The following is a 25,111-nucleotide window of genomic DNA, read 5'->3' on the forward strand; positions in this document are numbered from 1 at the left end:
CCCCTACACTTTCCCCATGCTTTTCAACAGCGCATTTTTTTATTGGTTCCGTTTCCACCGGGCCTAACATCGCGCTGTTTCAACCCCAGACCGCCCGGTAGACGCCCCACAAGGCCACCGGGCGGCATTTTTTGCCTGTAAGAAAAGGAGACCCACCCATGACGCAGCCCCTAGAAGTTGACCTCCCCTGCCCCGAAATACAAACGCCCGCACCCAGCCGCACCGAGAACCTGAACGTCTCCAGCTTCACGCCGCTGCCCACGCCCCGCGAACTGAAAACCGCGCTGCCGCTCACGCCAGGGGCCGAGCGCACCGTGGTGGCAGGCCGTCAGGCGGCGCAGGCGATTTTGCGCGGCGAGGACAAACGGTTGCTGGTGGTGGTGGGACCGTGCAGCGTACACGACTCTGGGGCGGCGCTGGAGTACGCTCGCCGTCTGGCCGCGCTGCGGGAACAGGTCAGGGGCACACTGGAAGTCCAGATGCGCGTGTACGTGGACAAACCGCGCACGACGGTGGGCTGGCGCGGCTTCCTGATGGACCCCGACATGACCGGCGCAAACGACGTGGGCCGGGGGCTGGCCCTGACCCGCCAACTGATGCTGGAAGTGGGCGAGCTGGGCCTGCCGGTCGCCACCGAACTGCTGGACCCCTTCGCACCGCAGTACCTGTTTGACGCGGTGGCCTGGGCCTGCCTGGGAGCACGCACCACCGAATCCCAGACCCACCGGGTCATGGCAAGCGCAGTGAGCGCCCCGATGGGCTTCAAGAACGGCACGGGCGGCGGCCTCAAACTGGCGGTAGACGCGATGGTGGCGGCGGCGCACCCGCATGTGTTTTTCACTGTAGATGACGATGGACGCGCGTGCATCGTGCAAACGCAGGGCAATCCCAACGGCCACCTGATTCTGCGTGGCGGCAAGAATGGGCCGAATTACGCCCCGCAGTTCGTCAAGGAGGCCGCCGATCTGATCACGGCGGCGGGACGGCCTCCGGCAGTCATGGTGGACTGCTCCCACGCCAACAGCGGCAGCGATTTCCAAAGGCAGGGCCTGATCTGGCGCGACGTGATCCAGCAGCGCCTGGGCGGCCAGCACGCCATTCGGGGCCTGATGCTGGAAAGTAATCTGGAAGAAGGCAAGCAGAGTGTCCCCGCCGATCCCACTACCCTGAAACACGGCGTCAGCGTCACGGACGCCTGCGTGGGCTGGGCCGAAACCGAGGCGCTGTTGCTGGAGGCAGACGCGGCTTTGCGGGGCTGAGTTAAGAGTTACGCTGGAAGGCGAACCCCTCTCCTGCGGAGCTTTGCAAGCCAGTCTGTTTCGTAGCCAACTCTCCTCAAAGGGAGCCAGGAGTGCGCTGCTAGCAGGGCAATTCCAAGACTCTTGCTTCTCTTTTGAGGGGAGGTGCCCCGAAGGGGCGGACTCGCAGAGCTGCGGAGCAGAGGGATTAAACCGTAGCAGCCACCCCTCCATGCTGCCAGGCAGAGAGATTAAACGTAACGCCCAACGCAAGAGCCGGAGAAATGGGAATCCCCACGCCTCCGGCTTTGAACAAACTCTGCTTTACTTCGTCTGAGACAGCCGGGCCAGCACCAGACGGCTGACCGTTTTGAGGGTCTCGAACACGCCTACGCCCTTGTCGGACATGGCCTCGAACAGTTGCAGTTCGTTGCGGGGATCAATCACGGCGCGGATCATGCTGGTGGGCAGGGCGTCGGGCAGGTCACGCTTGTTGACCTGCAAGACAATCGGCACGTCGCGCACATTGATGCCGTGTTCAGCGAGGTTCTCGCGCAGGTTACGCATGCTCTCGGCATTGGCGCGCAGGCGGTTGGGGGCGCTGTCGGCCACGAAGACGATGCCGTCCACGCCGCGCAGGATCAGCTTACGGCTGGCGTTGTAGAAGACCTGACCCGGCACGGTGTACAGGTGAAAACGGGTCTTGAAGCCCTGCACGCTCCCCAGATCGAGGGGCAGGAAGTCGAAGAACAGGGTGCGCTCGTCCTCGGTGGCCAGCGAGACCATCTCGCCGCGCAGGTGGCCGGGCACCTTGGCGAACACCTGCTTGAGGTTGGTGGTCTTGCCGCTCATACCGGGGCCGTAGTACACGATCTTGCAGTTGATTTCGCGGGCGGCGAAGTTAATGGTACTCATGCGCTGGTGCCTCCTGTGGGCAAATTCAGACGTGAAAAGAAAGTCAGGTCAACCGGGCTGAGGCTTAGCCCAGCAGATCGTCGAGCAGGGCCGTGGCCCCCGCGCTAAAATCCCCACCGAGCTGGATTTCGGGAATGTCCTTGAGTTCATCCAGAATGGCGGCGAGCTGGGGCACGGTCTTCTTGGAATAGACCTTGACCCGGCCCAGCGGCACGCTGGAATCGAAAATCAGCGTAAGCAGCGCGTCTGTCCCCACCGATTCCACGTACAGGGTTCCGTTCTCGCCCTGGTGAATCTGCTCGCTAAACGTCCGCTCGCCCAGCATGTTCGCCAGGGCGGCGGTGGCGGCGGCGTTGCTGGCCACCAGTGTCGCCACGCTGTCCAGCGCGGGCGGGCGCGGTGCCCACAGCGCCTCCTTGTGCGACAGCACAAAGCCCTTGCGGTCCACCAGCAGACCGTAACGCACGCCAGCGGCGTCCAGCAGCTCCTGAATAAGCGCGTCCACGCGGGCATAGGCTTCCCCGTAGAGCGCGAGTGAGGGTTCGATCATGAAATGTAGTATGAACAGAGGCCAGCACAAGAACCTGACGGCACTGGAAATGAGTGGCGAAAATGCCCCATCGGTCTGGTGCGTGGCTCATCCGGTCAGGCACGCAGGCGCTAGACTCCGCCGCGTGAAGTTTGGTCAGAGTGGTGAAAACAACAGACGACGGCGCACCCTGGGGCTATGGCTGTTGATCGGGGCGGGCCTGCTGGCGGGCAGTGCGCTGGCACGGCCTACCGCCATCGGGGGGGTCCCGCAGAGCGCCGGGGTGGATTCCAGATTGCTGGGCGGCACCGAGATGCTGGCGGTCTGGACCCTGCCGCGCCTGGGCGTCTCTGTCCGCAACGATCCGCAGGACCTGCGGTTGCTGCTGGGCAAACGGGAACTGCGGTACGCACCCGGCAAGGGCTGGACGGCGCTGGGCTTCACGCTTTCCGGCACGCTGCCCACCCCGGTCATCGCCAACGGCAGCATGCAGGTGCCGCTGCGGGCACTGCAATTGCTGGGCGTGCGGGTGCTGACGGATACTCCCAGCCTGCTGGGGTTTGCCACGCCCGCTAGCGTGCCGACGGCGACGCTGCTGCCCTCGGACGGTGGCCCTGAACGTCCAGTCATTCGCCCGCCTATCGCTACGACACCTCCAGCGACGACGCCAGCACCATCGCCCGTGCAGTCTGCGCCTCTCGCCGTCCAGCCAGCGCCAACACCAGCAGCACCAGCTTCTCCCCCACCCACGCCGGCTGCGCTTCCAGTCCCCCCCGAATCTCTGCCTAACATTAAGCCCATCCCGTCACTACCCGCGCCGACGCCTCCGCCCCTGCTGCCCACCCTGAGCGTGCCGAAGGTGGCGAATCTGGACACGGTGCGGATCAGCCGGACGCTGTACCGCACGGTGGAAGTTCAGCGCGTGGTGATGGACCTGAGCGCCCCAGCGTCGCAGGTCATCTCGCGCGAGGCAGGTGGGCTGAGCGTGCTGCTGCCGGGGGTCACCGTGCAGGGCAGCCAGCAGACGCTGCCGGGGGGCGACACCCTGACGCTGGCCCAGACCGGGGCGGGCGCGTCGATCCGGCTGGGCACCGGGGGCGGGCGCAGCGAGATCTTCACGCTGGACAATCCCTTCCGCGTGGTCATCGACACCACCACCTACACCGATTCCAGCGTGCCGCCGCCGATTGACCCCGACGCCCTGCCCGCCGGAGTGAGTTACCGCAATAAGGGACTGCTGCACCTCCTGAGCTTCGATCCGGCGCTGTTCCAGCCGCGCGTGGTCAGTGCGCCGCTGGGCCGTTCGCTTTCGGTGCTGGACCTCGTGAAATTAGCGGGAGGGGTCGCCGGGGTCAACGGCGGCTATTTTGATCCGCGCAGCAGCCTGCCCGTCGATCTGGTGGCGGTGGGCGGCCTGATGACAGCGGCCAGTCTGGAAAAGCGCGCCACCGTGGGTTTCACGGCAGGGGGCGAGGCGCTGTTCGGCTACCCGCGTCCGCGCTATATCCTCAGCGGACCGTTCGGCAGTGTGACCGTAAACAGCGTGCGCGCCACGCCCAATGCTGCGCTGCTGACCGCCTTCGTGGGGGACGGCAAAACGTTGGTGGGCGGCACCGGTCTGACCACCCTGCTGCTGGCTCCCGGCAGTGTCAGCGTCACCCGCGCCCTGACCGGGCAGATCACCCCGCCCCCCCGGACGCTGGCCTTCACCTTCGATCCGGCCCGCTTTCCGGCACTGCCAGTGGCAGCGGGCGCACCCCTGAATGTGGCCCTCAACTGGCAGGCCACCGACGCCCCCTGGGGCAGCGCCGTGGACGCCCTGAGCGCCGGGCCGCTGCTGGTGCAGGGCGGCAAGGTGGTGATCGACCCGCACCGCGAGGGCTTCAACACCGCCGCTGGCGTCTGGCGCTCCACCCGGCAATCCGCGCTGGGCACGCTGGGCGGTCAGCCCACCATCGCCTATTTCGAGTACGGCACCCCCGAAGCCTTCGCTGCGGCCCTGGCCGGGGCAGGCGTGCGCGACGCCGTGCGAATGGACAGCGGCAGCAGCGCCACCGCCTACCTTCAGGGCGGGTATGGGGGCCTGGGCGGCTACCTGAACACGGTCTGGAGTCAACCAGTGCCGAACGCGATTGTCTTCGTGCCGCGCACAGTGGTGGGGAAGAAGTAGGAAGGGTCTGAAAGCCTGAAGGCAAAAGATGCTGAATGATTCGCCAAAAACAGAATATGCCTGCTTAGAAAAGCTCATGACAGAATTATATTTCTGGGTTTAAACTGTTCCTCAGACCGCCATTCGCGGTTCTGGGGAGGGGCGGCATGAAGAAAGACCGGTTCATCGTGTGGCGGCAGGGCGGCGAGGGTCAGGGCCAGGTCAGGGCCGGGGAAAGCAGCGCACTCGCGCCGCGTGCGGGGGCAAATGCGGAGTCAGTCCACCCGCCCGCCATGACCCTGGAAGTGGCAGTCCTGGATCACCGCGAACTCCCTGATCTGCTTCAGGAAAGGGGCGTGCAGATGGCCGCCCCCAGCATTCCCATGCGCCTGATCCGCCCGGTCAGTCGTGCGGAGGCCGATGCGAGCGCCACTGGACCCACCTGGGGCATGCAGGCGGTAAAAGCCGACATCAGCCCGCAAAACGGCAAGGGTGTGACCGTTGCCATCCTGGACACCGGCATCGACCCGGAGCACCCCGCCTTCGCAGGCGTGAATCTGGTGCGGCGCGACTTCACGCTAGCAGAGGGTGACGCCGACGGTGGCGTGGACGCCGAGGGCCACGGCACCCACTGCGCCGGAACAGTGTTTGGGCGCGACGTGGCAGGGCAGCGCATCGGCGTGGCCCCCGGCGTGGAACGGGCGCTGATCGGGCGGGTGCTGGGTGCGGATGGCAGCGGCAGCAGCGAGGGCATTGCGCGGGCGCTGGCCTGGGCGGTGCAGGAGGGCGCACATGTGGTCAGCATGTCGCTGGGCATGGACTTTCCGGGGCTGGTGGCCGAACTGATCAAGCGCGGTCTGCCCGCCGAACTGGCCACTTCACAGGCGCTGCTGGACTACCGCGCCAACCTCAACCTGTTCGGGGCGCTGGCTGCCTACGCCCGCAGCTATGGCGGAGACACCACACCCACACTGCTGATCGCCGCAGCGGGCAACGAGAGCCGCCGCCAGCAGAACCCCGACTGGGAGGTGAGTGTCGCGCCGCCCGCGACTTCCGACGGCTTTATCTCGGTGGCAGCGGTGGGATTAGGGAGCGGAAACAAACCAGATGCGGGCCTGACCGTCGCGCCGTTTTCCAACACGGGCGCAACCCTGAGCGGCCCCGGCGTGAATGTCACCTCGGCCAAACTGGGCGGAGGGCTGGTAGCCTACAGCGGCACCAGCATGGCCACGCCGCATGTCGCTGGGGTGGCGGCGCTGTGGTTCCAGTCGCTGATCGACTCGGGTGACCTGACGCGCAACACCATCGAAACCGCCCTGAAAGGCAGCGCCACGCGCAGGCCCCTGATCGCGGGCGTGGACAAACTGGATGTGGGACTGGGGCTGGTGCAGGCCCCACAATAAACGAGCTGGGGCACAGGAACTCTCTGCCCCTACGCGCCCACCCTCAACATCTCCAGCAGGCGCAGATATGCCTGCGCCGTCACCTGCACGTCGCCGTAACTGCGGTGGCGTCCACCGGGGGCGAAATTCAGGCCCAGGCGTTCGGCCAGCACGGTCAGGTTGTGGGCGCGTTCGCGTGGGAAAGCGCGGCGGGAAAGCTGCACGGTGCAGTGTTCCGCCGCCGGTTTCCAGACCAGACCCTGGCGTTGGGCATTGGCCCGCATAAAGCCGCTGTCGAAGCCGATGTTGTGCGCCACCACGGCGGAATCGCCCACGAAGTCCAGAAATTCGGGCAGCACCTCGGTCATGGTGGGGGCGTGGCGGACCATCTCGTTGCTGATGCCGTGAATGCGCTCCACACGCCAGGGAATCAGCAGCGGCTGGCCGAAGTCGCCGACGGGCTTGACGAGCGTTTCGTATTTCTGCGTTTCCTCGATGCGCCCATCCACCACTCGCACCGCGCCGATTTCCACGATGGCGTCGCGCTCCGGCGAGAGGCCCGTGGTTTCCAGATCGAAGACGACGACGTTCACGCCGCGTAGGCTAGCGCGTGGAATGCGATGTGACCGTGGGACGGAGAATGGGCGGGGAAATTCCAGCCCTTCACACTCTTTCCATCAGTCCCCCCACCGCCTCCTCCTTGCCCTTGGCCTCCACCTCGATCCAGGGCACATCGGCAAAGGCAGCGGGCAGGTGCGTGATCAGGTGGCTGTGGCGGCGGTCCTGCGGACTGTCGATGCCGTTGGACAGGTGGACCACCTGCCAGTCGGGCGAAGTCCAGGTGGCGCGGGCTTTCAGCACCCACTCGCGCACGGCGGGATCGTCCTGATCGGGCAGCTTGTCGTGGATGACGTGGTGGTGGCCGTCGTAGACCAGCGGCACGCCCGTGGCCTCGCAGACGGGCAGCAGATCGGCGGGGCCATAAGCGTACTCGTCGTTTTCCAGGCCCAGGCGCAGGCGGGCAGCGTCGGGCAGATCAGGAATGACCGCCTGTAATTCGGCGGCGCGGCCCCCCTTGCCGCCGTGCAGCAGCAGCAGATTCCAGGGGCTGCGCTCCAAGCCCATACCATCCATCACGCGGGCATGCGAGTTCAGCGCATGAACGCTGCGGACGCGCACATCCGGGGTGTCGCTGTTCAGGACGATGAACTGTTCAGGGTGCATCAGCACGCGAATACCGCGTTCGACAAAGGCTGCGCCCGCCTCCCGAAGCTGTGTGGAAAGAGAGGTCAGCACCGCCTCCCCAGTGTCGTCGCCGATCAGGTCAAGCATGGGAAAGAGGCTGGCGCTCATGCGGTACAACCGGATGCCGCGCGCCGCGCAGAAGTCGGCAGCCCCACGCAATCTGGAGATGTTGTCGGTGTACAGGTCCAGCAGCTTGGCCTCGCGCTTGGAGGGTGACAGCGCCCGGTAGCGGCTGAGGGTCACGGTGCGGAATCGAACCTCCGGCCCCACGGTCATGCAGACCAGACCATAGGCGGGGGCAGTCATGCGCTGCCCTTCGCCGCCGCACGACATCTATCCGAACAGTATTTGACGCTGTCCCAGTCGCGCTCCCACTTCTTTCGCCACGAGAAGGGCAGGCCGCACACCGGGCAAATCTTGCTGGGCCGTTCGGAGGGCTTGCGGCCCCCACCGAATGCCTTCTTCGCAGCCTTAGCGGGCATCGGCAAGCCCCAGGGCGGACAGCGTCAGGCGTGTGAGATCGGCAGACGAGTCCTGGGCCGTGACGTGCAGGGTCAACACATCGGCCTCTCCCCGGTCCGGCGGCTCCAGCGTCTGCAACTGCGAGGGCAACAGATCGGCGTGGGCATAATGCCCACCGCGCTCTTGCAAACGCTCCAGCAGCAGCGACTGTGCCACGTTCAGAAACACGAAACGGGCGTCAGGCACGCGCAGCACGTCGCGGTAGCTGTGGCGCAGCGAGGAACACGCCAGGATCACCTCGGGCCGTGCCAGCAGTTCGGCGCGCAATCGCTCCAGCCACGGCTGGCGGTCCTCGTCGCTGAGACCCAGCCCGGCAGCCATCTTGGCCTTCGCCTCGGGGGTGTGAAAATCGTCGCCGTCCAGAAACGGCCAGCCAGTGCGGGCTGCCAATGCCTCTCCCAGAGTGGTCTTGCCGCTGCCGGACACGCCCATCAAGATCAGTCTCACTTTGCTTGCCGCCACATTACTTCCAGTCTGTCGCAGTCGGGCCGCGCGTGGACAAGAGCAATGGGAAGGCTCTCTTCATCTGTAAGCAAGACTGGGTTACAGGCAAGGCTCAGTCGCCCACGCCGCCCAGCGTCGCCTCTTCCGGCGTGCGGCGCAGCACGGACCAGATCATGAACAGGCCCGCCAGCGAGAGCGCGGCCCCCATGATGAACGCCGCCCCCGGCACCCGCACGGACGCGCCGCCGCCGTTGAAATAGGCAAAGACGGCGGTGGCGACAATCGGCCCCACCACCCCCACCAGACTGGTCAGGCTGGTAATCGCGCCCTGTACGCGCCCCTGCTCGGTCTCGCTGACCTGACGGCTGATCAGGCCCTGAATGGCCGGTTGCGCCAGCCCGCCGCCCGCGCCCACCACCAATGAGGCGTACAGCACCGGGGAACTGCGCGCCACGCTCAGGAGCAGGAATTCGGCGGTGGACAGCGCCAGCCCCAGCAGGATGGTGCGCCGCTCGCCCAGTTTCTTGATGGATATGCCGATCAATCCGCCCTGCACCACCGCCGTCAACAGGCCGAAGAAGGCCAGCGCGATTCCGTTTTGCAGTGGCGTCCAGCTCAGCACGCCCTCCGTGTACAGGACCCAGGTGCTGAAGATGACCTGCCCGGCCAGCCCCAGCAGCACAAAGGTCAGCGCCAAACTCCTGAGCAGCGCGTACTCGCCCAGCGCCTTCAGTGGAGTGAGAGGATTGAGGTCCTTGCGGTTGAGCTTCTTGCCCCGCGCCGAGGCGGGCAGCGATTCGGGCAGCACGAAATAGCCGTATAGCAGATTCAGGCCGCTCAAGGCTGCCGCCGCCAGAAACGGCACCCGCAACCCGTATTCGCCCAGCAGCCCGCCCAGCGCTGGCCCCAGGATAAAGCCCAGACCAAACGTTGCCCCCAGCAGCCCGAAGTTCTTGGCGCGGTCCGCAGGAGGGGTCACGTCGGCAATGTAGGCGTTCGCCACCGTCAGACTGGCCCCGGTGACCCCGGCGATCAGGCGACCAATGAGGAGCCACCACAGGCTGGGTGCAAAGAACAGCAGCAGGTAATCCAGCGCCATGCCCAGCAGGCTGAGGAGCAGCACGGGCCGCCGCCCGTAGCGGTCACTCAGCGTGCCCAGAATGGGGGCGAACACGAATTGCATCAGCGCATAAGCCGCCGTCAGCAGGCCGATGTCGCGCGCCCCTGCCGCCTCCGATCCGGCCAGTTCCTTGACCAGCCCCGGCAGGACCGGGATGATCAGCCCGATGCCCATGATGTCGATCAATGCGGTGATGAGGATAAAGATCAGGGCGGCGGGGCGTTTGGACATAACAACCTTCTTTGGCGGCGGGAGGACGGAAAATTGAGTTGATGGGACTCACGCAGAGTTTCGGCTTAAATGTAATTCCCTGAACAAATTACGTCAATAGGCAAAGAGGCAGATGTGTTTCGGTGGGTGAAAACCACAACCCACAAAAACCGCCCCCACTTCGGAGGGCGGCTCAGAATTCAGGACTTCAGTAGAACTTGGTGACGCGCTCGACGTTGTGGCGGTGATGCGGGAAGCCGTCCTCGGCGCGCTTGCCGATGGGCAGCAGCCCAGCGAACTGGACGTGTTCGGGCAGGCCCAGCAGTTCGCGCACCTTGTCGGGCTGGAATCCCAGCATGGGCACGGTGTCGTAGCCCAGACCACGCGCCGCCAGCATCACGAAGCCGAAGGCGATGTTGGCCTGCGAGAGGCCCCACTGCCCGCGCTGGGCCACGTCCTGACCGCCGAAAGCACCGTCGAAGGTCTTGCGCTGTCCGGCACGGCCCTCGTCGCCCATGCCAGGGTGCGCGGTTTCCTCGACGGTGTTCAGGGTATCTTCCATGTCGCTGTAGACCACGATCACGGCGGGCGCACTGCCGATCTGGGGCTGACCGTAGGCGGCGGCCATGAGCTGCTCCTTGATCTCGGCGGTCTGGACCACGGCGAAGCGCCAGGTCTGGGCATTCCAGGCGCTGGGGGCCAGGCTGGCGAGGCGCAGGATCTCGTGCAGATCGCCCCCATTCATGGGTTCCTGCACAAACTTGCGAATGCTGCGGCGGGTTTCGATGGCCTCGGCAACGGTGAGGGGGGCGACGGTCTGGGGCTGGGTCAGGGTGGCGGTCATGTCCAGAACATTACGCCCACCAGTTTAAAATGTCAAGCGGTGTAATCCCCGCCTTAATTGGTTTTGCGTTTAGGTGTAGAATACTACCATGAACACGGAACTTTCCACTCCCGGCCCCTCTGCCACGGCAGTCGAGAAGGGCTTTTGCCCGGTCTACCGGGCCATTGGCGTGTTGCAGGAGAAGTGGGTGCTGCACATCGTCCGCGCGCTGCTGGACGGCGAAAAGGGCTTCAATGAGCTGGCCCGCGCGGTGGGCGGCTGCAACAGCGCCACATTGACCCAGCGTCTGGAACACCTGGAAACGCTCAAGATCATCGGCAAGCGTACCGAGGACACGCACGGCAAGCTGGCCCGTAGCGTCTACACGCTGACCCCGGTGGGCCGCGAGTTGCAGAGCGTCATCGATGCCATCGACACCTGGGGCCGCGCCCACCTGCAAGAAGGGCCTCCGAGCGTGGCGGGCTGCTGAGATGTGGGCCGCGCTCATCTTTGTCGCGCTTCCCCTCGCGCTGATCGTGCTGGCCTTCAAGATCAAACCGCTGGTGCCGCCGGACCAGACGCGCGGCGACGCGATGGGCGGAGCGCGTGCGTCTGGCGGTCTGTTCGGCAGCCACGGCCTTTCGCCCGACGAGCGCAGCGTGCGCGAAGACACTGAGCGTGTGCGGCTGAATCTGGATCAGGTAAAGGCCCGTGAGTGAGGCCCCATTTCCGGCCTGATCGCCACTGCACTAAACTGACCCCATGAGCCTTAAAGACAACTTCACGGCAGACGAGTGGTTCAAGGTCATGACTGGCCCCGGACGGGCGGGCGCAGCAGTGGTGGCCGCCAGTCCCAGCGGCTTGACGGGCCTGCTGGCCGAGGCGCAGGCGATTGCCAACGCGGTGCGCGAGAGCGTGAGCAGGGACAGCCGCACCCCACTGATGGAGGCGATGGCCGCCGATCTGCTGGGCCAGCCCGCCGCCAGAGCGCCAGAGCAGGAACGTGCCCGCAATGTGGAAGACGTGAAAAATCAGAGTCTGGAAGGCGTGCGTCAGGCCATGTGGCTGGTCAATGCCAAGACCAGCGCAGAAGACGCCGCCGCCTACCGAGAGATGCTGATGCTGGTGGCGCAGCGCACCGCCGAGGCCGCCAAGGAAGGCGGATTCCTGGGCTTCGGCGGCGAGCAGGTCAATGACAAGGAACGCGCCGTGATCGAGGAACTGCGCCAGTTGATCGGCGCCCAGCCCACTGGGGGCGATGGGGCGGGCACGATCACGCACGAGACACCTCCCGAAGCATCGGAAGTGCGGCCAGAACCGGGGCCGGATGGATCGGGAAACAGCAACTGAAGCTGAGTTGAGCGAATGATCTCTTTCGACAGACGGCCCACCCAATTCGGTGGCCGTCTGTATTTTTTGCAGGATGCTGGGGTGGCTGCCTGTGTTTGATCCCTCACCTTTCAGTGCCATCAAAAGACCACAAAAAAGATGAAGACCGCGCCAAGATGACGCCGCCGCGTCCGCGGGTGTAGCGTCGGAGGCAGAGCAAAACCCAAGGAGGCGTCAACTATGGATTACCGTCATCTGGGCCGCACCGGCCTGAAAGTCAGTCCCCTGTGTCTGGGGACCATGAACTTCGGCCCCGAAACCACCGAGCAGGACAGCCACGCCATCATGGACGCAGCGCTGGAGCGGGGCGTCAATTTCTTCGACACCGCCAACGTGTATGGCCGTCAGCCCGGCGAGGGCGTGACCGAGCAGATCGTCGGGCGCTGGCTGGAAAGCAACCCCGGCAACCGCGATAAAATCGTGCTGGCGACCAAGGTCTACGGCAAGATGGGCGACGGCCCCAACGATCAGAAACTCTCGGCGTACCACATCCGCAAGGCGTGCGAGGACAGCCTGCGCCGCCTGAAGACCGATCACATCGATCTGTACCAGATGCACCACATTGACCGGGCCACGCCCTGGGAAGAGGTCTGGCAGGCGATGGAACAACTGGTGCGCGAGGGCAAGGTGCTGTATGTAGGCAGCAGCAACTTCGCGGGCTGGAACATCGCGCAGGCCAACACGCTGGCGGCCCAGCGACACTTCATGGGTCTGGTGTCCGAGCAGAGCCTGTACAACCTGTCGGCGCGCATGATCGAGCTGGAGGTCATCCCGGCCTGTCAGGCGCTGGGACTAGGTCTGATTCCCTGGAGTCCACTGGGCGGCGGCCTGCTGGGCGGTGCCTTGCAAAAGGCCAGTGAGGGCCGCCGCGCCAGTGAAAACATGCAAAAGCAGATCGACAAGCACCGCCCACAACTGGAGCAGTACGAAGCGCTGTGTAAGGAACTGGGCGAGTCCCCGGCAGACGTGGCCCTGGCGTGGCTGCTGCATCAGCCCGCCGTGACGGCCCCGATCATTGGCCCGCGCACGGCAGAGCAACTCGGCGGCGCACTGAAAGCGCTGGACATCAAGCTGAGCGACGAAACCCTGAAGAAGCTGGATGACACCTGGCCCGGTCCCGGCGGACAGGCCCCGGAAGCCTACGCATGGTGAAGGCCAGCGCCCAGACCCCTCCGACAGGACCCGTGGTGCTGACCGGCGCGGCAGGACGGGCCGGACGCACGGCCCTGAAGCATCTGCTGGAATACGGCCATGAGGTCATTGCTGTGGACACCCAGCCCATCCCCAAGCCAGAAGGCGAATTCCCCGGCTCCTTGAGAGCCGTTCTGCGCGCCGATCTGACCGACCTAGGCCAGACGCTGGAGGTCATGCACGGAGCGGGCAGCGTGGTTCATCTGGCCAATATTCCGGCCCCGGACCTTCAGGCCCCGCACCACACCTTCGTGCAGAACGTGACCATGAACCACAGCGTCTTTACAGCGGCCACCATGCTGGGGCTGGAGCGGGTGGTCTGGGCGTCCAGCGAAACGACGTTGGGCCTGCCCTTCGACGTGCCGCCCCACTACGCCCCGGTGGACGAGGTGCACTACCCACACCCCGAGTCGTCGTATGCCCTGAGCAAGGTGGTCACGGAGACGATGGCGGAGGATTTTGCGCGTCACTCGGGCATTCCTTTTGTGGCCCTGCGCTTCTCTAACATCCTGGGGCCGGAGGAGTACCGCCGTTTCCCGGAGCTGGCGTGGCCCGATCCCCACGCCCGCAAATGGAACCTGTGGGGCTACATCGACGAGCGGGACGCCGCGCTGGCCTGCCGTCTGGCGCTGAGCGCACCGCTCCAGGGGGCCAGCAGCTTCATCATCGCCGCCGCCGACACCGTCATGCCGCAGCCCTCGCGCACGCTGATGGAGCAGGTGTTTCCAGGGGTGCCCCTGCGCGAATCGTTGAAGGACTTCGAGACGCTGCTGAGCATTGACCACGCCCGCGATAAACTTGGCTTCGAGCCGCAGCACCGCTGGCGGGACACGCTGGGCGAGGACGGTGCAGCCAACCAGGGAGAGCAGCCATGAAGGTCCTGTTTATCGGCGGCACGGGCATCATCAGCTCGGCGTGTTCGGAACTGGCGCTGGCGCAGGGGATGGAGCTGTACCTGCTCAACCGGGGCGAGTCCTCCCGGCCTGTGCCCGACGGCGCAAAGGTCTTGAGAGGCGATATCCGCGATCCGGGCAGCGTGCGGCAGGCGCTGGATGATCTGGAATTCGACGTGGTGGTGGACTGGGTGGCTTTCACGCCCGAACACATCGAGACTGATCTGGAATTTTTTTCGGGCCGGACCAAGCAGTACGTGTTCATCAGTTCGGCCTCCGCGTACCAGAAGCCGCTGGGGCACCTGCCGATCACGGAATCCACGCCGCTGCACAACCCGTTCTGGGGGTATTCGCGCGACAAGATCGCCTGCGAGGACCGCCTGACCCGCGCCTACCGCGAGGACGGTTTCCCAGTAACAGTCGTGCGGCCCTCGCACACCTATGACCGCACGCTGCTGCCGATGGACGGCGGCTGGACCGTGGTGGACCGCATGCGCCGGGGCAAACCCGTGATCGTTCACGGCGACGGGACCTCGCTGTGGACCCTAACCCACCACCACGACTTTGCCGTGGGCTTCGTGGGACTGCTGGGCCGCCCAGCGGTGATCGGCGAGGCCGTGCAGATCACGGGCGATGAGTGGCTGACCTGGAACCAGATTTTTGAGCTGGTGGCCGGGGCAGCAGGCGTCAAGGCCCAGCTCGTCCACGTTCCATCCGAGGTCATTGCCGCCTTTGCCCCCGACTGGGGCGCGGGTCTGCTGGGCGACAAGGCCCACAGCGCCGTCTTCGACAACAGCAAGATCAAGCGTCTGGTGCCCGAATTCAACGCCACCATCCCCTATGCGCGCGGCGTGCGCGAGGTGCTGGCGTGGTACGACGCGGACCCGGCGCGGCAGGTGGTAAATGGGGAATTGGACGGGCTGATGGACCGGATTATCGGGCAGATTCAGAGCGTCAGGCCATAGAGGGCGACATCTCACGGCACACACTGCCCCCGCCGTTTCTCATGGGGAGGGCTTTTCTATTGCTATCGCCTGATCCCTTCGGCACCCATCTCGGACACGGACCGACTCTGCCGCTCTCTCCAGTTTCCCGGAAGGAGCGGCCCCGCCAAACAACCTCACCCCCCTGGCCCCGCCGAACGGATAACGTACAGGCATGACCCGTGATGGTTCCGCACCTGCCGCCGCCGATGCCCTGAGCGCCGCCCAGACCGCCTACGACGCCATTCGCGCTAAAGGATTGAAGCTGAACATGCAGCGCGGCCAACCGTCCGACGCGGATTTTGACCTGTCCAACGGGCTGCTCGGTACGCTGGGCGAAACGGACCTGAGCATGGACGGCATCGACCTGCGGAACTATCCGGGCGGGATTGCCGGGCTGCCCAGCGCACGCAGGATGTTCGCGGACTATCTGGACGTGAAGGCCGAGAACGTGATCGTGTGGAACAACGCCTCTTTGGAATTGCAGGGCTTCGTGCTGACCTTCGCGCTGCTGCACGGCGTGCGCGGCAGCACAGGGCCGTGGGTGAAGGGCGAGAGCAAGCCCAAATTCATCGTGACCATCCCCGGCTATGATCGGCACTTCCTGCTGCTCCAGACCCTGGGCTTTGAGCTGGTGGCTGTGGACATGCAGCACGACGGCCCCGATCTGGACGCCATCGAGCGGCTGGCGGCAGCGGACGCGAACATCAAGGGCATCCTGTTCGTGCCCACCTACAGCAATCCCGGCGGCGAGACCATCAGCGCCGAGAAGGCGCAGCGGCTGGCCGCGCTGAAAGCTGCTGCCCCCGACTTCACCATCCTGGCCGATGACGCCTACCGCGCGCACCATCTGGGCACGCCGCCCGAAACAGTCAACTTCGTGACGCTGTGCCGGGACGCGGGGCACCCGGACCGGGCCTTCGTGTTTGCCAGCACCAGCAAGATCACGCTGGCGGGGGCGGGGCTGGGGTTCGTGGCGACCAGCGAGGACAACATCAAATGGATGTCGAAGTACCTGAATGCCCAGAGCATCGGCCCCAACAAGCCCGAGCAGGCGCGGCACGTCAAATTTCTGGGCAGTTATCCCGGCGGCATCGATGGCCTGATGCGGGACCACGCCGCCCTGATTGCTCCCAAATTCCGCGCGGTGGGCGAGACCCTGCGTGCCGAACTGGGCGAGGGCGACGACTTTGCGACCTGGGCCAATCCACAGGGCGGCTATTTCATCAGCCTGGACACCACCGCCCCAGTCGCCGCCCGTGTGGTGGAACTGGCCGACGCGGCGGGCGTGAGTCTGACCCCCGCCGGGGCCACCTACCCGGACGGCAAGGACCCCGGCAACCGCAATATCCGTATTGCGCCAACGCGCCCGCCCGTGGGCGAGGTCTATATCGCCATGAGCGCCGTCGCCGCGTGCATCCGCCTAGCCACCGAGGAATACCGCGCCGGGCAGCAGGCGCAGGGCCGTTCCTGAATCTTTCGCCTCGCGGCTTGATTTCCCTGCGCCCTGTGGGCCAGAAGGCCCGCTATGCCTAACCATTTTGCGGGTAATGCCGCCGAACGCGCCGCACTGGACGCCTATATCAAGCTGTGGCGGGGCGCGCATGCGGTTGAAGTCGCGGCCAACCGGCATCTGGCGGACCACGGTCTGACCCTCAGCCAGTTCGCGGTGCTGGAGGCGCTGTACCACCTGGGGCCGCTGAGCCAGCGCCAACTGGCCGACAAGATCCTGCGCTCCAGCGGCAACCTGACAATGGTTATCGACAACCTGGAGCGGGACGGACAGGTCAGCCGGGAGCGCAATCCGGCAGACCGCCGCGCCTTCCAGATTTCCTTGACAGTGGACGGGCGCAGCCTGATCGAGCGGATTTTGCCCGGCCATGTGGGCGGCATCCGGGAACTGTTCAGTGTGCTGGAACCGGATGAATTGCAGCAGCTCACCATTCTGACCCGCAAGATCGGACTGGAAGCCCAGCGCCGGGACGCGGAACGGGGCGAGGCGGAGACGACACGGAGAGCAAAGGTTTAGAGAGCGCTCACGCTATTTTTCAGAAAGACAGAACTGCCCTCCAGCACGAAGAATACATACCCTTCGAGAAAATAGCCTCTGGCCTCCCGAAGAACAGCCTCAATTCAGGTTCAGCTTGAAAACCGCTTAATGTTAAGCTATTATTGCGGCATGACTTCCTCTCCTTCCAGCCAGACTCCCCCGGCCCAGATCTCCCCGGTCCAGGGCCTGCACCACATCACCGTGATGGCCAGCGATCCGCAGCGCAACATCGACTTTTACACCAACGTTCTGGGGCAGCGCATGGTCAAGGTGACCGTGAATTTCGACGATCCCGGCACCTATCACCTGTACTACGGGGACCGTACCGGGCAGCCGGGCACGATCATGACCCACTTTCCCTGGCCCGCTGCGGCGCGCGGCGTGCGCGGCAACGGCGAGATCGTGGCGACGGCCTACAGCGCCCCGGCGGCCTCGTATGACTACTGGCTGGGCCGCCTGACCGCGCTGGGGCTGGAGGTGCGCGGGGGCGTGCGCTTCGGCCAGCCCATGCTGACTGTGGATGACCCGGACGGAACATGGGTGGAACTGGTCTTCGAGGACGGCGCACCCGTGGAAGAGTGGCCCGCCTCACCCATCCCGCCCGAATACGCCCTGCGTGGCTTTCATTCGGTCACGGGATGGGTCAGGGAAACCGGGGCCGTGCGCGATCTGCTGGTGCGCCAACTGGGCTTTACCGAAGTGGGCACCGAGGACGACGCGGAAGGCCAGCGCACCCGTTTCCGGGGCAGCGGCGATGACGATGGGGGCGCAGGTGTGGGCCTGTTCGTGGACGTGGTGGAACGGCCCGGTCAGCCGCGCGGCTCCTTCGGCGCGGGCAGCGTGCATCACGTCGCGCTGCGGACCCGCGACGACGAGCAGCAGACCGCCTACATGGGGCAATTAACGGCGGCAGGCTTCAGGCCCACGCCCGTGCAGGACCGCCAGTACTTCCACAGCATCTACTTCCGGGAAAGCAACGGCATCCTGTTTGAGATCGCCACCGACGCCCCCGGCTTCCCCGACGACGAGGCGGTGGATGAGCTGGGCAAGCACCTCAAGCTGCCTGAGTGGTACGAGGCCCGCCGCCCCACCATCGAGGCCCATCTGCCGCGCATCGTCAGTCCCGAATACGGCGTGACGCTGGGAACGCGGGACCTGGGAACGGCTCCGGCCATTCAGGAGGAAGCCGCACCCTCCGGCATTCAGGTGTTCACCGCCGGACGCCCGCTGGGCGAGGCGTGCGTGGCCGCTATTTTGCTACACGGGCGCGGGGCGACGGCGCAGGACATCCTCTCGCTGGAGGGGGAACTGAACCTGAGCGCCTTCACCTATCTGGCCCCGCAGGCGGACGGCAACAGTTGGTATCCGCAATCGTTCCTGGCCCCATTGGAACAGAACCAGCCGCATCTGGACGTCGCGCTGGCCACCGTGGACGCCCTGCTGGCCGAACTGGAAGCGCAGGGTATCCCGCCGCAGAACGTGGTGCTGGGCGGCTTCAGCCAGGGCGCTTGCCTGGCGCTGGAATATGCCAGCCGCAGCCGGGTCAAACTGGGCGGCGTGGTGGCGCTGAGCGGCGCACTGATCACGCTGGACGGAACGGACGATCTGGACGGCCTGCCCGTGTTCATGGGCAATGCCCCGGACGACGCACATATTCCGCTGGACCGCTTTGAGGCCAGCGCGGAACTGCTACGTTCACGCGGCGCGGCGGTGGATGCCCGCGTGTTTCCGGGGCTGGGCCACGCCATCAACGCCGACGAACTGGATGCCATGCGGGCGCTGATGCAGGGGATCGTCGGACGGGTCTAACAACTTTCAGCGCAGAGTCGCCGCAATAAAGATAGGCACGGCGTCCGGCCCCTCGAAGCCCGGCCCATAGGCGCGTACGGTCACCAGCACGCGGTTGCCGTGCAAGTCCACCCGCTCCAGCGAGTACCGGGCGGCGCACTTGCGGTCTGTGGGCAGGCTCAGATCCTGGTGAATGGTCTGCGTGTTCACGGTCAGGCTGAATCCGGTGGGCGCATTCCCCGGCCCCAGCAGATCACCGTAGGGGCAGGCCGAGGGCAGGGTGTACACGCTCAGCTTGATCGGGACAAGCACGGACCAAAGGGCCACGTTGGTGATTCCAGTCTGTCCCGCGCCCAGACCGTCGCTCCACTGCGGGAACGGCTGCGGATACACGCGGTTGTATTTCGCGGCGGACACGGCCCCCGGCGTCAGGCCGTAAGCAGCCAGCGTGGCCGGAGTGGGCGGCGTGGTCAGCAGATTCCAGCGCAGCGTATTGGGCAGAGCGTCTGCCGTTTTCTGGCGGCTATAGAGCAGTCCTCCCGTAGCCGTGCTGAACACCTTCAGACTGGCCGTGCCGAGGCCGGAGCCGTCCTGAACTCCCGAACTCAGGACCATCACCCGCGCCGAGGTCGGAGAGAAGCGCACCTGATTGACCGGAATGCGCTCGTTCGCCGCAGCGAGCGTGACGGTGGCGGCCAGGGTCAGCGTCAGCAGATGTCTCATGACTGAGCGTACACCCTGGGCAAGACTACAGAAAATCCTTCCAAAAAACCCTGCTCCATCCTGACTTTTCCGCTCAGGATGGAGCATTGAGTTTGTAATGGCAGGAAGATAGAATGGTCTTATTGAGAATTATTCCCATTAAGGATTCTCTGCCAGGAGGCTCCATGACCACCCCCAACACAGCCACGCCCGCCCGTTTGACCGAACCCAGTCGCCAGCCCCGTTTCAATCTGTCGCCCCAACTGCGCTTTGCCGTCCTCATGACGGGTCTGACCCTGCTGGGTCTTCTGGTGGGCGCGGCGGGGCAGTATCTAATGAACAATCCGTTCGTGATGTGGGGCGGTTACCTCGTCGCGTATCTGGCCGGGGGCATTCCCGCCGGGCGCGAGGCGCTGCACAGCCTGTTCGCGGAAAGGAAACTGGACGTCGATTTGCTGATGGTGGTGGCTGCCCTGGGCGCGGCGAGCATCGGGCAGGCGGCGGACGGGGCGATTTTGCTGTTCCTGTTCAGCCTGAGCAACACCCTCCAGGACTGGGCGATGGGCCGCACCAAGAACGCCATCAGCGCCCTGATGGACCTGAACCCGGCGGGGGCCACCGTGCGGCGCGACGGACGCGAACGCTGGTGCGAGCTGGGCGAGATTCAAATTGGCGACGTGCTGATCGTCAAACCCGGCGAGCGCATCGCCGCCGATGCCCGCGTGACGCGTGGGCAGACCGCCGTGGACGAGTCGCCCATCACCGGGGAAAGCCTGCCGATTGATAAGACGGTGGGCGCGGAACTGGCCTCCGGCACCGTCAACCTGAACGGCAGCGTGGAAGCCGAGGTGGTTCGCCCGGCGGGAGACAGCACACTGGCCCGGCTGGTGGCGCTGATGGAACAGGCGCAGACCGCCAAGAGCCGCACCGAGACCGTCACCGAGCGCTGGGAAAGCCCCTACGCGACGGCAGTGCTGGTGCTGGTGCCGCTGGTCTTCGCGCTGCTGCGCTACGGATTTAACCTGTCGGTAGACGACTCGTGGTACCGCGCCATGACCTTCATGGTGGTGGCCAGCCCCTGCGCGGTGGTGATCAGCACGCCCGCCGTGATGCTCAGCGCCATGGCGGCGGCGGCGCGCGGCGGCGTGCTGTTCAAGAGCAGCGCAGCGATGGACGCCCTGGCCCGCGTGAACACGGTGGCCTTCGACAAGACCGGCACGCTAACCCAGGCCAAAATGACCGTGGCCCGCGTGCTGGCCGACGATGAAGCGGGGGCGCTGGCGCTGGCCGCCGGACTGGAAAGCCACAGCGAACACCCCATCGCGCAGGCGGTGGTGACGCTGGCGCGTGAACGGGGCGTGTCTCCGGTCCCCGTCCACAACGCGCAGGCCGTGCCAGGCATGGGCATTGAGGCCACGCTGGACACTGGCGAGCTGGCCTGGGCCGGAAATCTCCGCCTGATGACGCGCGAGGGGGCCAGCCTCTCCCCCATTCAGGACGCCGCCCTGCGCGAGCTGAACGCCGAGGGCAGCAGCACCGTGATCGTGGGCGTGGGCAACCGCGTACTGGCCGTGATGGGCGTGGCCGATACGCTGCGCCCCGGCATCGCTGAAGCCATCGCGGGGTTGCGGGCGGCGGGCGTGGCCCATCAGGTCATGCTGACCGGAGACAAGCTGGAGGTGGCCCAGGCCGTGGCGGGCCAGATCGGCCTCACCGAGTACCGCGCCGAGTTGCTACCCGAGGACAAGCTGCGGATCATGGGCGAATTGCCTGGCCCGCTGGCGATGGTGGGCGACGGCGTGAACGACGCCCCGGCCCTGGCCCGCGCCGATCTGGGGATTGCCGTGGCCAGCGGCACCGATGTCGCCATCGAAAGCGCCGACGTGGTCCTGATGAAAAACGATCTGGGCAAGCTAGCCGGAGCCGTGAAGCTGGCGAAAGACGCCCGGCGCACCGTGTTCCTGAACCTGGCCTTCGCCTTCGGGGTCATTCTGATCATCGCGCCGCTGGCGGTGGCTGGGCACATCCCGCTGCCGCTGGGCGTCATCGCGCACGAGGGCGGCACCGTCTTCGTGGTGTTCATGGGGCTGCGCCTGCTGGGGCACCGGCTGTGAGCCGACGGCGAGGAACGGCTCGCCGGGGGTGGGGGCCGCGCATTCTGGGTGGGCTGGTCGCCGCTTTCATCCTGATTCAGCTTGTTCCCTATGGACGGGCGCACACCAATCCTCCAGTTATGGCCAGTCCGCAATGGGCCGACGCCACCACCGAGGCGCTGTTTGTCCGCGCCTGCGCCGACTGCCACAGCAACAGGACGGTCTGGCCGTGGTACTCCAATGTTGCGCCGGTCTCGTGGCTGGTGCAGCGGCATGTGGACGAGGGCCGCAGCAAGTTCAACATTCATGTGCCCGGCTTTGGCCGCGACGCCGATGAGGCGGCCCAACAGGTTCGGAGCGGCAAGATGCCTGAGTCCACCTATCCGCCCCTGCACCCCACAGCCAGACTGAACAGCGCGGAGCGGGCGCAGCTTGCGCAGGGGCTGGCGGCCACCTTTGGCGACGATGAATAGGGAAAGGAGAAGTAGGGAAGAGCTTGAATGACGCCCACAGCAGGAAGTTCCAAACATCTGGCACGCCAGGCCGGAAGCACCGATCACCTCGCCCGCAAAAGCCAGGAGGAGGAACTTCGCCAACGCCTTCTAAACCCACCTCGCACCACCGCCCACCCCGCCTCCCCTACCCTGAAGCTACTCAAATTCAGGAGGTTCCAATCATGGGAGAAGGCAAACCAGAGACCACCCCGAGCAGCAACCAGGCCAATCATCCTGCCCAGGAAGGCCACAGTCCGCAGGGCGGCAGCAAGGACACCAACGATCTGCACGACATCAAGGGCGTTCAGAAGACCGGGATGCAGGAAAAGGCCAGACAGGCCGAGAACCTGCCGGAGAGCGTCATCGGCACCGATACTCTGAAAAACCCCAACCAGCGCTCGTAACCGCAAGCCAGAAAAGGAGTCTATATGGGAGAAGGTAAACCGCAGTCACAGGCCAAAACCAATGTCCAGCAAACCGATGTGCAGACCACCGACAAATGGGAAACCGGGACCCCCAAGACCCCCAGCGATGAGGAGTTGAGCGCCGTGGTGGAAGCCATGAGCGACAAGCACGCCGGGGACGGGTCCACCACCTCCACCGCGCAGCAGGTGTCCAGCACGCTTGACCCCCGCGCCGAGGGGCAGGGTGGCGACGCCATCAATCCCAGCAGCTTCGGCGGCCTCAAAGATGGCCTGCCCGCCAGCGGCGCTCCGGCAGACCCCGACAAGACCGTGGACGAGAACGAGAAAATCTAAACCGTTGGAAGCGAAAAATGGACCGCTGGCAGTATCGCCACGGTCCATTTTCTATGGCTGGTCAGAATTCCAGCAGCACATGCTCGGCGCTGAAACCCGGCCCCATCGCGCTCAGCAGTGCCTTTCCCTGCGGCCCGGCTTTCAACGCTTCGTCCAGCACAAAGAGGACGGTGGCGCTGCTCATGTTGCCGTGGTCACGCAACACCTTGCGGCTGCTGTCCAGCGCGCCTACTGGCAGGTCCAGCGCTTCCTCGTAGGCGGCGAGCACCTTGACGCCGCCAGGATGGACGATGAACGTAATGATCTCCTCCTGAGTCCAGCCGTGGGCAGCCAGCGCCTCAGCGACGTTGCCGCGCATCATGCCGCGCACCAGCGATGGAATATCGCGGCTGAAGCGTACTTTCAGGCCATCATCCACCACATCCCAGCCCATGATGTCCTCGCTGTTTTCAATCAGGGTGCTGTACGCGCCACGAAGGGACAGCAGCGGCGGCGGGCCGGGAACATCGGGCGACGTGACCACCAGCGCCGCCCCACCATCCGAAAAGAGCGCCGTGCCCACGAAGTTGCTCTTGGATTCGTCGCCCTTCACGAGGGTCAGACTGCACAGTTCCACCGCCACGTACAGCACGCGCTTGAAGCCTGCGCGCACCAGATCGGCGGCCCGCGCCAGCCCTGCCGCGCCGCCCGCGCAGCCCAGACCCCACACGGGCAACCGCGCTGCGTGACGGCTGATTCCCAGCGACTCAATCAGCCACGCGTCCAGGCTGGGCGTGCTGAGGCCGCTGGTGTTGACCACAATCACCGCGTCGATGTCGGTGGGGCGAAGCTCGGCACGGGCCAGTGCCTCGGCCCCCAGCCGGGTAATCAAAGCGCGGGCCTGCTCGATAAACACGGCGTTCTTCTCGCCAAAGCCACGCGACTCCAGATACCACTCCAGCGGACGCGACAGGGCACGCGACTCAATCTGGGCGTTGCCGAACACATCCAGCAGATGCGGGCGCGCGGCCATGCGTGGAAACAGCGTACGGGCCGCCTCCTTGATCTCAGACTGGGCCACCTGATGCGGCGGCGTTCCGGTCACCAGGGAACGCAGGACGGGCAGTGAAACGGCAGAACTCATTCGGCCATTGTGGCGCGGAACGGTGGGGAAAAACAGGAAAGGGGCGGGCTGAATCGCACCCGCCCGCCCCGTTAGTCCTTGCGACTTATTTCTGGTTCTTCTCCCACTCCTGCTTGCCCACCTCGTCGAGTTTCTTGAAATCCTCGTCGCTCAGGGTGAGGCTGGCGGCGGCCACGTTTTCTTCCAGATGGCGGACCTTGCCGGTGCCGGGAATGGGAAGCATCACCGGACTGCGCTTCAGCACCCAGGCCAGGGCCACCTGCGAGGGGCTGGCATTCAGACGCTTAGCGACCTCGTCCAGCACGCTGCCGTCCTTTGCCAGACTGCCCGCCGCCAGCGGGAACCACGGCAGGAACCCGATGTTCTCGCGCTCGCAGTAATCCAGCACGTCCTCGGATTTGCGGTTCACAAGGTTGTAGAGGTTCTGAACGGTGGACACCGGGAACACCTCGCGGGCGGCCTCGATTTCTTCCACACTCACTTCTGAGAGTCCAGCGTGGCGAATGACGCCCTCCTCGATCAGCTCGCGGATGGCCCCGAACTGCTCGTCGCGCGGGACGTCGGGGTCAATGCGGTGCAGTTGCCACAGGTCAATGCGGTCCACACCCAGGCGGCGGCGCGAGATGTACGCCTGCTGCTTGAGGTACTCGGGGCGGCCTACCGGCGTCCAGACATTGGGGCCGGTGCGGGTCAGTCCGGCCTTGGTGGCGATGACCACCGTGTCGTAGGGGTGCAGCGCCTCGCGGATCAGTTCCTCGCTGACGGCGGGGCCGTAGCTGTCGGCGGTGTCGATCAGGTTGACGCCCAGCTCAGGCAGGCGGCGCAGGGTTTCCAGCACGCCCTCGGGATCGGCGGGATCGCCCCAGATGCCGTCGCCCGTGACCCGCATGGCACCGAAGCCCAGGCGGTTGACGCTCAGGTCTCCGCCGATCTTGAATGTGCCGCTGTCGGCAGCGTTGGGTTGTTCGGTTGTCGTTGATTTGTCGGTCATGGGTGGTGCCTCCATCTGTGAATATGCGCCTTTTTAAAACAGGCGGGGAGAGGTCAGGGTTGAGCGTGTCCAGAGGTTT

General features: G+C 65.4%; 27 protein-coding genes. 16 read left to right on the forward strand and 11 right to left on the reverse strand.

Translation table 11 applies throughout. The features are described 5' to 3' along the window. The first annotated feature begins 158 nt into the window (after window positions 1-158). Window positions 159-1,259: a 3-deoxy-7-phosphoheptulonate synthase gene (locus DAAJ005_RS13140; RefSeq protein WP_151847506.1), complete on the forward strand. Its 1,101-nt coding sequence runs from the start codon at window positions 159-161 to the stop codon at window positions 1,257-1,259. A gap of 303 nt (window positions 1,260-1,562) precedes the next feature. Here the strand turns inward: DAAJ005_RS13140 and DAAJ005_RS13145 are convergent, their stop codons facing one another. Both DAAJ005_RS13145 and DAAJ005_RS13150 read right to left on the reverse strand, forming a co-directional pair. Then, window positions 1,563-2,153 carry an ATP/GTP-binding protein gene (locus tag DAAJ005_RS13145; protein WP_151847507.1) on the reverse strand — a complete coding sequence of 197 codons (591 nt, stop codon included), beginning with the start codon at window positions 2,151-2,153 and terminating at the stop codon, window positions 1,563-1,565. 64 nt (window positions 2,154-2,217) lie between these two features. Continuing rightward, window positions 2,218-2,703 (reverse strand): roadblock/LC7 domain-containing protein, encoded by a 486-nt coding sequence (locus tag DAAJ005_RS13150; RefSeq protein ID WP_029479938.1) that lies wholly within the window; start codon window positions 2,701-2,703, stop codon window positions 2,218-2,220. 124 nt (window positions 2,704-2,827) lie between these two features. On the opposite strand from DAAJ005_RS13150, the gene DAAJ005_RS13155 reads away from it, so the two are divergent. Continuing rightward, window positions 2,828-4,852, forward strand: a complete 2,025-nt coding sequence (locus tag DAAJ005_RS13155; protein WP_370519714.1) for a phosphodiester glycosidase family protein — start codon at window positions 2,828-2,830, stop codon at window positions 4,850-4,852. Window positions 4,853-4,998: 146 nt separating this feature from the next. Beyond that, window positions 4,999-6,234 carry a S8 family serine peptidase gene (locus DAAJ005_RS13160; RefSeq protein ID WP_151847508.1) on the forward strand — a complete coding sequence of 412 codons (1,236 nt, stop codon included), beginning with the start codon at window positions 4,999-5,001 and terminating at the stop codon, window positions 6,232-6,234. Between the two features lie 29 nt (window positions 6,235-6,263). Here the strand turns inward: DAAJ005_RS13160 and DAAJ005_RS13165 are convergent, their stop codons facing one another. The 6 genes from DAAJ005_RS13165 to DAAJ005_RS13190 all read right to left on the reverse strand — a co-directional run bounded on the left by DAAJ005_RS13165 (window position 6,264) and on the right by DAAJ005_RS13190 (window position 10,598). Then, complete coding sequence (locus tag DAAJ005_RS13165) at window positions 6,264-6,806, reverse strand: PolC-type DNA polymerase III (RefSeq protein ID WP_151847509.1); 543 nt, start codon at window positions 6,804-6,806, stop codon at window positions 6,264-6,266. Between the two features lie 70 nt (window positions 6,807-6,876). After that, the gene (gene uvsE, locus DAAJ005_RS13170; protein ID WP_192930757.1) at window positions 6,877-7,764 is read right to left on the reverse strand and encodes a UV DNA damage repair endonuclease UvsE; all 888 of its coding nucleotides are present in this window, start codon (window positions 7,762-7,764) and stop codon (window positions 6,877-6,879) included. Continuing rightward, on the reverse strand, window positions 7,761-7,940 hold the full coding sequence (locus DAAJ005_RS19440) for a DUF2256 domain-containing protein (protein WP_151847511.1): 180 nt from the start codon (window positions 7,938-7,940) through the stop codon (window positions 7,761-7,763). The genes uvsE and DAAJ005_RS19440 overlap by 4 nt, the downstream gene beginning before the upstream one ends. Next, window positions 7,930-8,427, reverse strand: coding sequence for a gluconokinase (locus DAAJ005_RS13180; protein ID WP_226342425.1), 498 nt, complete (start codon window positions 8,425-8,427; stop codon window positions 7,930-7,932). The genes DAAJ005_RS19440 and DAAJ005_RS13180 overlap by 11 nt, the downstream gene beginning before the upstream one ends. A gap of 109 nt (window positions 8,428-8,536) precedes the next feature. After that, window positions 8,537-9,775 (reverse strand): TCR/Tet family MFS transporter, encoded by a 1,239-nt coding sequence (locus DAAJ005_RS13185; RefSeq protein WP_151847513.1) that lies wholly within the window; start codon window positions 9,773-9,775, stop codon window positions 8,537-8,539. A gap of 187 nt (window positions 9,776-9,962) precedes the next feature. Beyond that, window positions 9,963-10,598 carry a nitroreductase family protein gene (locus tag DAAJ005_RS13190; RefSeq protein WP_151847514.1) on the reverse strand — a complete coding sequence of 212 codons (636 nt, stop codon included), beginning with the start codon at window positions 10,596-10,598 and terminating at the stop codon, window positions 9,963-9,965. Between the two features lie 88 nt (window positions 10,599-10,686). Here DAAJ005_RS13190 and DAAJ005_RS13195 point away from each other — a divergent pair, with 88 nt between their 5' ends. The 9 genes from DAAJ005_RS13195 to DAAJ005_RS13235 all read left to right on the forward strand — a co-directional run bounded on the left by DAAJ005_RS13195 (window position 10,687) and on the right by DAAJ005_RS13235 (window position 18,892). After that, window positions 10,687-11,067 (forward strand): helix-turn-helix domain-containing protein, encoded by a 381-nt coding sequence (locus tag DAAJ005_RS13195; RefSeq protein ID WP_151847515.1) that lies wholly within the window; start codon window positions 10,687-10,689, stop codon window positions 11,065-11,067. A 1-nt stretch (window position 11,068) separates the two neighbouring features. Continuing rightward, window positions 11,069-11,296 (forward strand): hypothetical protein, encoded by a 228-nt coding sequence (locus DAAJ005_RS13200; RefSeq protein WP_151847516.1) that lies wholly within the window; start codon window positions 11,069-11,071, stop codon window positions 11,294-11,296. A 43-nt stretch (window positions 11,297-11,339) separates the two neighbouring features. Then, window positions 11,340-11,927, forward strand: a complete 588-nt coding sequence (locus DAAJ005_RS13205) for a hypothetical protein (protein WP_151847517.1) — start codon at window positions 11,340-11,342, stop codon at window positions 11,925-11,927. Between the two features lie 219 nt (window positions 11,928-12,146). After that, on the forward strand, window positions 12,147-13,118 hold the full coding sequence (locus DAAJ005_RS13210; RefSeq protein ID WP_151847518.1) for an aldo/keto reductase: 972 nt from the start codon (window positions 12,147-12,149) through the stop codon (window positions 13,116-13,118). Continuing rightward, a complete protein-coding gene (locus tag DAAJ005_RS13215) occupies window positions 13,112-14,032 on the forward strand; it encodes an NAD(P)-dependent oxidoreductase (RefSeq protein ID WP_192930758.1) in 921 nt (306 codons plus the stop codon). The genes DAAJ005_RS13210 and DAAJ005_RS13215 overlap by 7 nt, the downstream gene beginning before the upstream one ends. After that, a complete protein-coding gene (locus DAAJ005_RS13220; protein ID WP_151847519.1) occupies window positions 14,029-15,015 on the forward strand; it encodes an SDR family oxidoreductase in 987 nt (328 codons plus the stop codon). The genes DAAJ005_RS13215 and DAAJ005_RS13220 overlap by 4 nt, the downstream gene beginning before the upstream one ends. Before the next feature lie 193 nt (window positions 15,016-15,208). Continuing rightward, a complete protein-coding gene (locus DAAJ005_RS13225) occupies window positions 15,209-16,507 on the forward strand; it encodes an aminotransferase class I/II-fold pyridoxal phosphate-dependent enzyme (RefSeq protein ID WP_151847520.1) in 1,299 nt (432 codons plus the stop codon). A 54-nt stretch (window positions 16,508-16,561) separates the two neighbouring features. After that, a complete protein-coding gene (locus DAAJ005_RS13230; RefSeq protein WP_151847521.1) occupies window positions 16,562-17,062 on the forward strand; it encodes a MarR family winged helix-turn-helix transcriptional regulator in 501 nt (166 codons plus the stop codon). Window positions 17,063-17,212: 150 nt separating this feature from the next. Then, complete coding sequence (locus tag DAAJ005_RS13235) at window positions 17,213-18,892, forward strand: VOC family protein (RefSeq protein ID WP_151847522.1); 1,680 nt, start codon at window positions 17,213-17,215, stop codon at window positions 18,890-18,892. A 6-nt stretch (window positions 18,893-18,898) separates the two neighbouring features. On the opposite strand, the gene DAAJ005_RS13240 is transcribed toward DAAJ005_RS13235, so the two are convergent. Next, window positions 18,899-19,594, reverse strand: a complete 696-nt coding sequence (locus DAAJ005_RS13240; protein ID WP_192930759.1) for a DUF2259 domain-containing protein — start codon at window positions 19,592-19,594, stop codon at window positions 18,899-18,901. Window positions 19,595-19,758: 164 nt separating this feature from the next. On the opposite strand from DAAJ005_RS13240, the gene DAAJ005_RS13245 reads away from it, so the two are divergent. The 4 genes from DAAJ005_RS13245 to DAAJ005_RS13265 all read left to right on the forward strand — a co-directional run bounded on the left by DAAJ005_RS13245 (window position 19,759) and on the right by DAAJ005_RS13265 (window position 22,918). Next, entirely contained in the window at window positions 19,759-21,687 is a 1,929-nt protein-coding gene (locus DAAJ005_RS13245; RefSeq protein ID WP_192930760.1) for a heavy metal translocating P-type ATPase, read from the forward strand. 119 nt (window positions 21,688-21,806) lie between these two features. Beyond that, a complete protein-coding gene (locus DAAJ005_RS13255) occupies window positions 21,807-22,139 on the forward strand; it encodes a heme-binding domain-containing protein (protein ID WP_255447982.1) in 333 nt (110 codons plus the stop codon). Between the two features lie 203 nt (window positions 22,140-22,342). Beyond that, window positions 22,343-22,564 (forward strand): hypothetical protein, encoded by a 222-nt coding sequence (locus DAAJ005_RS13260; protein WP_151847526.1) that lies wholly within the window; start codon window positions 22,343-22,345, stop codon window positions 22,562-22,564. Window positions 22,565-22,588: 24 nt separating this feature from the next. Further along, the gene (locus DAAJ005_RS13265) at window positions 22,589-22,918 is read left to right on the forward strand and encodes a hypothetical protein (RefSeq protein WP_151847527.1); all 330 of its coding nucleotides are present in this window, start codon (window positions 22,589-22,591) and stop codon (window positions 22,916-22,918) included. Window positions 22,919-22,979: 61 nt separating this feature from the next. Here the strand turns inward: DAAJ005_RS13265 and DAAJ005_RS13270 are convergent, their stop codons facing one another. Together DAAJ005_RS13270 and DAAJ005_RS13275 are read right to left on the reverse strand one after the other, a co-directional pair. Continuing rightward, window positions 22,980-24,041, reverse strand: a complete 1,062-nt coding sequence (locus tag DAAJ005_RS13270) for a type III polyketide synthase (protein ID WP_151847528.1) — start codon at window positions 24,039-24,041, stop codon at window positions 22,980-22,982. 85 nt (window positions 24,042-24,126) lie between these two features. Next, entirely contained in the window at window positions 24,127-25,032 is a 906-nt protein-coding gene (locus DAAJ005_RS13275) for an aldo/keto reductase (protein ID WP_192930761.1), read from the reverse strand. Window positions 25,033-25,111: the final 79 nt, after the last annotated feature.

This window comes from Deinococcus sp. AJ005 (genome assembly GCF_009017495.1).
In the GTDB taxonomy this organism is placed as follows: Bacteria; Deinococcota; Deinococci; order Deinococcales; family Deinococcaceae; genus Deinococcus.

What these genes read in the sequence shown, in the direction of transcription:
- DAAJ005_RS13200 (WP_151847516.1), top strand. Translation starts at nt 11,069, where the DNA reads ATGTGGGCCGCGCTCATCTTTGTCGCGCTTCCCCTCGCGCTGATCGTG.
- DAAJ005_RS13275 (WP_192930761.1), bottom strand. Translation starts at nt 25,032, where the DNA reads ATGACCGACAAATCAACGACAACCGAACAACCCAACGCTGCCGACAGC.
- DAAJ005_RS13260 (WP_151847526.1), top strand. Translation starts at nt 22,343, where the DNA reads ATGGGAGAAGGCAAACCAGAGACCACCCCGAGCAGCAACCAGGCCAAT.
- DAAJ005_RS13205 (WP_151847517.1), top strand. Translation starts at nt 11,340, where the DNA reads ATGAGCCTTAAAGACAACTTCACGGCAGACGAGTGGTTCAAGGTCATG.
- DAAJ005_RS13215 (WP_192930758.1), top strand. Translation starts at nt 13,112, where the DNA reads ATGGTGAAGGCCAGCGCCCAGACCCCTCCGACAGGACCCGTGGTGCTG.
- DAAJ005_RS13195 (WP_151847515.1), top strand. Translation starts at nt 10,687, where the DNA reads ATGAACACGGAACTTTCCACTCCCGGCCCCTCTGCCACGGCAGTCGAG.
- DAAJ005_RS13160 (WP_151847508.1), top strand. Translation starts at nt 4,999, where the DNA reads ATGAAGAAAGACCGGTTCATCGTGTGGCGGCAGGGCGGCGAGGGTCAG.
- DAAJ005_RS19440 (WP_151847511.1), bottom strand. Translation starts at nt 7,940, where the DNA reads ATGCCCGCTAAGGCTGCGAAGAAGGCATTCGGTGGGGGCCGCAAGCCC.
- DAAJ005_RS13230 (WP_151847521.1), top strand. Translation starts at nt 16,562, where the DNA reads ATGCCTAACCATTTTGCGGGTAATGCCGCCGAACGCGCCGCACTGGAC.
- DAAJ005_RS13210 (WP_151847518.1), top strand. Translation starts at nt 12,147, where the DNA reads ATGGATTACCGTCATCTGGGCCGCACCGGCCTGAAAGTCAGTCCCCTG.
- DAAJ005_RS13220 (WP_151847519.1), top strand. Translation starts at nt 14,029, where the DNA reads ATGAAGGTCCTGTTTATCGGCGGCACGGGCATCATCAGCTCGGCGTGT.
- DAAJ005_RS13140 (WP_151847506.1), top strand. Translation starts at nt 159, where the DNA reads ATGACGCAGCCCCTAGAAGTTGACCTCCCCTGCCCCGAAATACAAACG.
- DAAJ005_RS13265 (WP_151847527.1), top strand. Translation starts at nt 22,589, where the DNA reads ATGGGAGAAGGTAAACCGCAGTCACAGGCCAAAACCAATGTCCAGCAA.
- DAAJ005_RS13185 (WP_151847513.1), bottom strand. Translation starts at nt 9,775, where the DNA reads ATGTCCAAACGCCCCGCCGCCCTGATCTTTATCCTCATCACCGCATTG.
- DAAJ005_RS13240 (WP_192930759.1), bottom strand. Translation starts at nt 19,594, where the DNA reads ATGAGACATCTGCTGACGCTGACCCTGGCCGCCACCGTCACGCTCGCT.
- DAAJ005_RS13150 (WP_029479938.1), bottom strand. Translation starts at nt 2,703, where the DNA reads ATGATCGAACCCTCACTCGCGCTCTACGGGGAAGCCTATGCCCGCGTG.
- DAAJ005_RS13225 (WP_151847520.1), top strand. Translation starts at nt 15,209, where the DNA reads ATGACCCGTGATGGTTCCGCACCTGCCGCCGCCGATGCCCTGAGCGCC.
- DAAJ005_RS13235 (WP_151847522.1), top strand. Translation starts at nt 17,213, where the DNA reads ATGACTTCCTCTCCTTCCAGCCAGACTCCCCCGGCCCAGATCTCCCCG.
- DAAJ005_RS13270 (WP_151847528.1), bottom strand. Translation starts at nt 24,041, where the DNA reads ATGAGTTCTGCCGTTTCACTGCCCGTCCTGCGTTCCCTGGTGACCGGA.
- DAAJ005_RS13190 (WP_151847514.1), bottom strand. Translation starts at nt 10,598, where the DNA reads ATGACCGCCACCCTGACCCAGCCCCAGACCGTCGCCCCCCTCACCGTT.
- DAAJ005_RS13245 (WP_192930760.1), top strand. Translation starts at nt 19,759, where the DNA reads ATGACCACCCCCAACACAGCCACGCCCGCCCGTTTGACCGAACCCAGT.
- uvsE (WP_192930757.1), bottom strand. Translation starts at nt 7,764, where the DNA reads ATGACTGCCCCCGCCTATGGTCTGGTCTGCATGACCGTGGGGCCGGAG.
- DAAJ005_RS13145 (WP_151847507.1), bottom strand. Translation starts at nt 2,153, where the DNA reads ATGAGTACCATTAACTTCGCCGCCCGCGAAATCAACTGCAAGATCGTG.
- DAAJ005_RS13255 (WP_255447982.1), top strand. Translation starts at nt 21,807, where the DNA reads ATGGCCAGTCCGCAATGGGCCGACGCCACCACCGAGGCGCTGTTTGTC.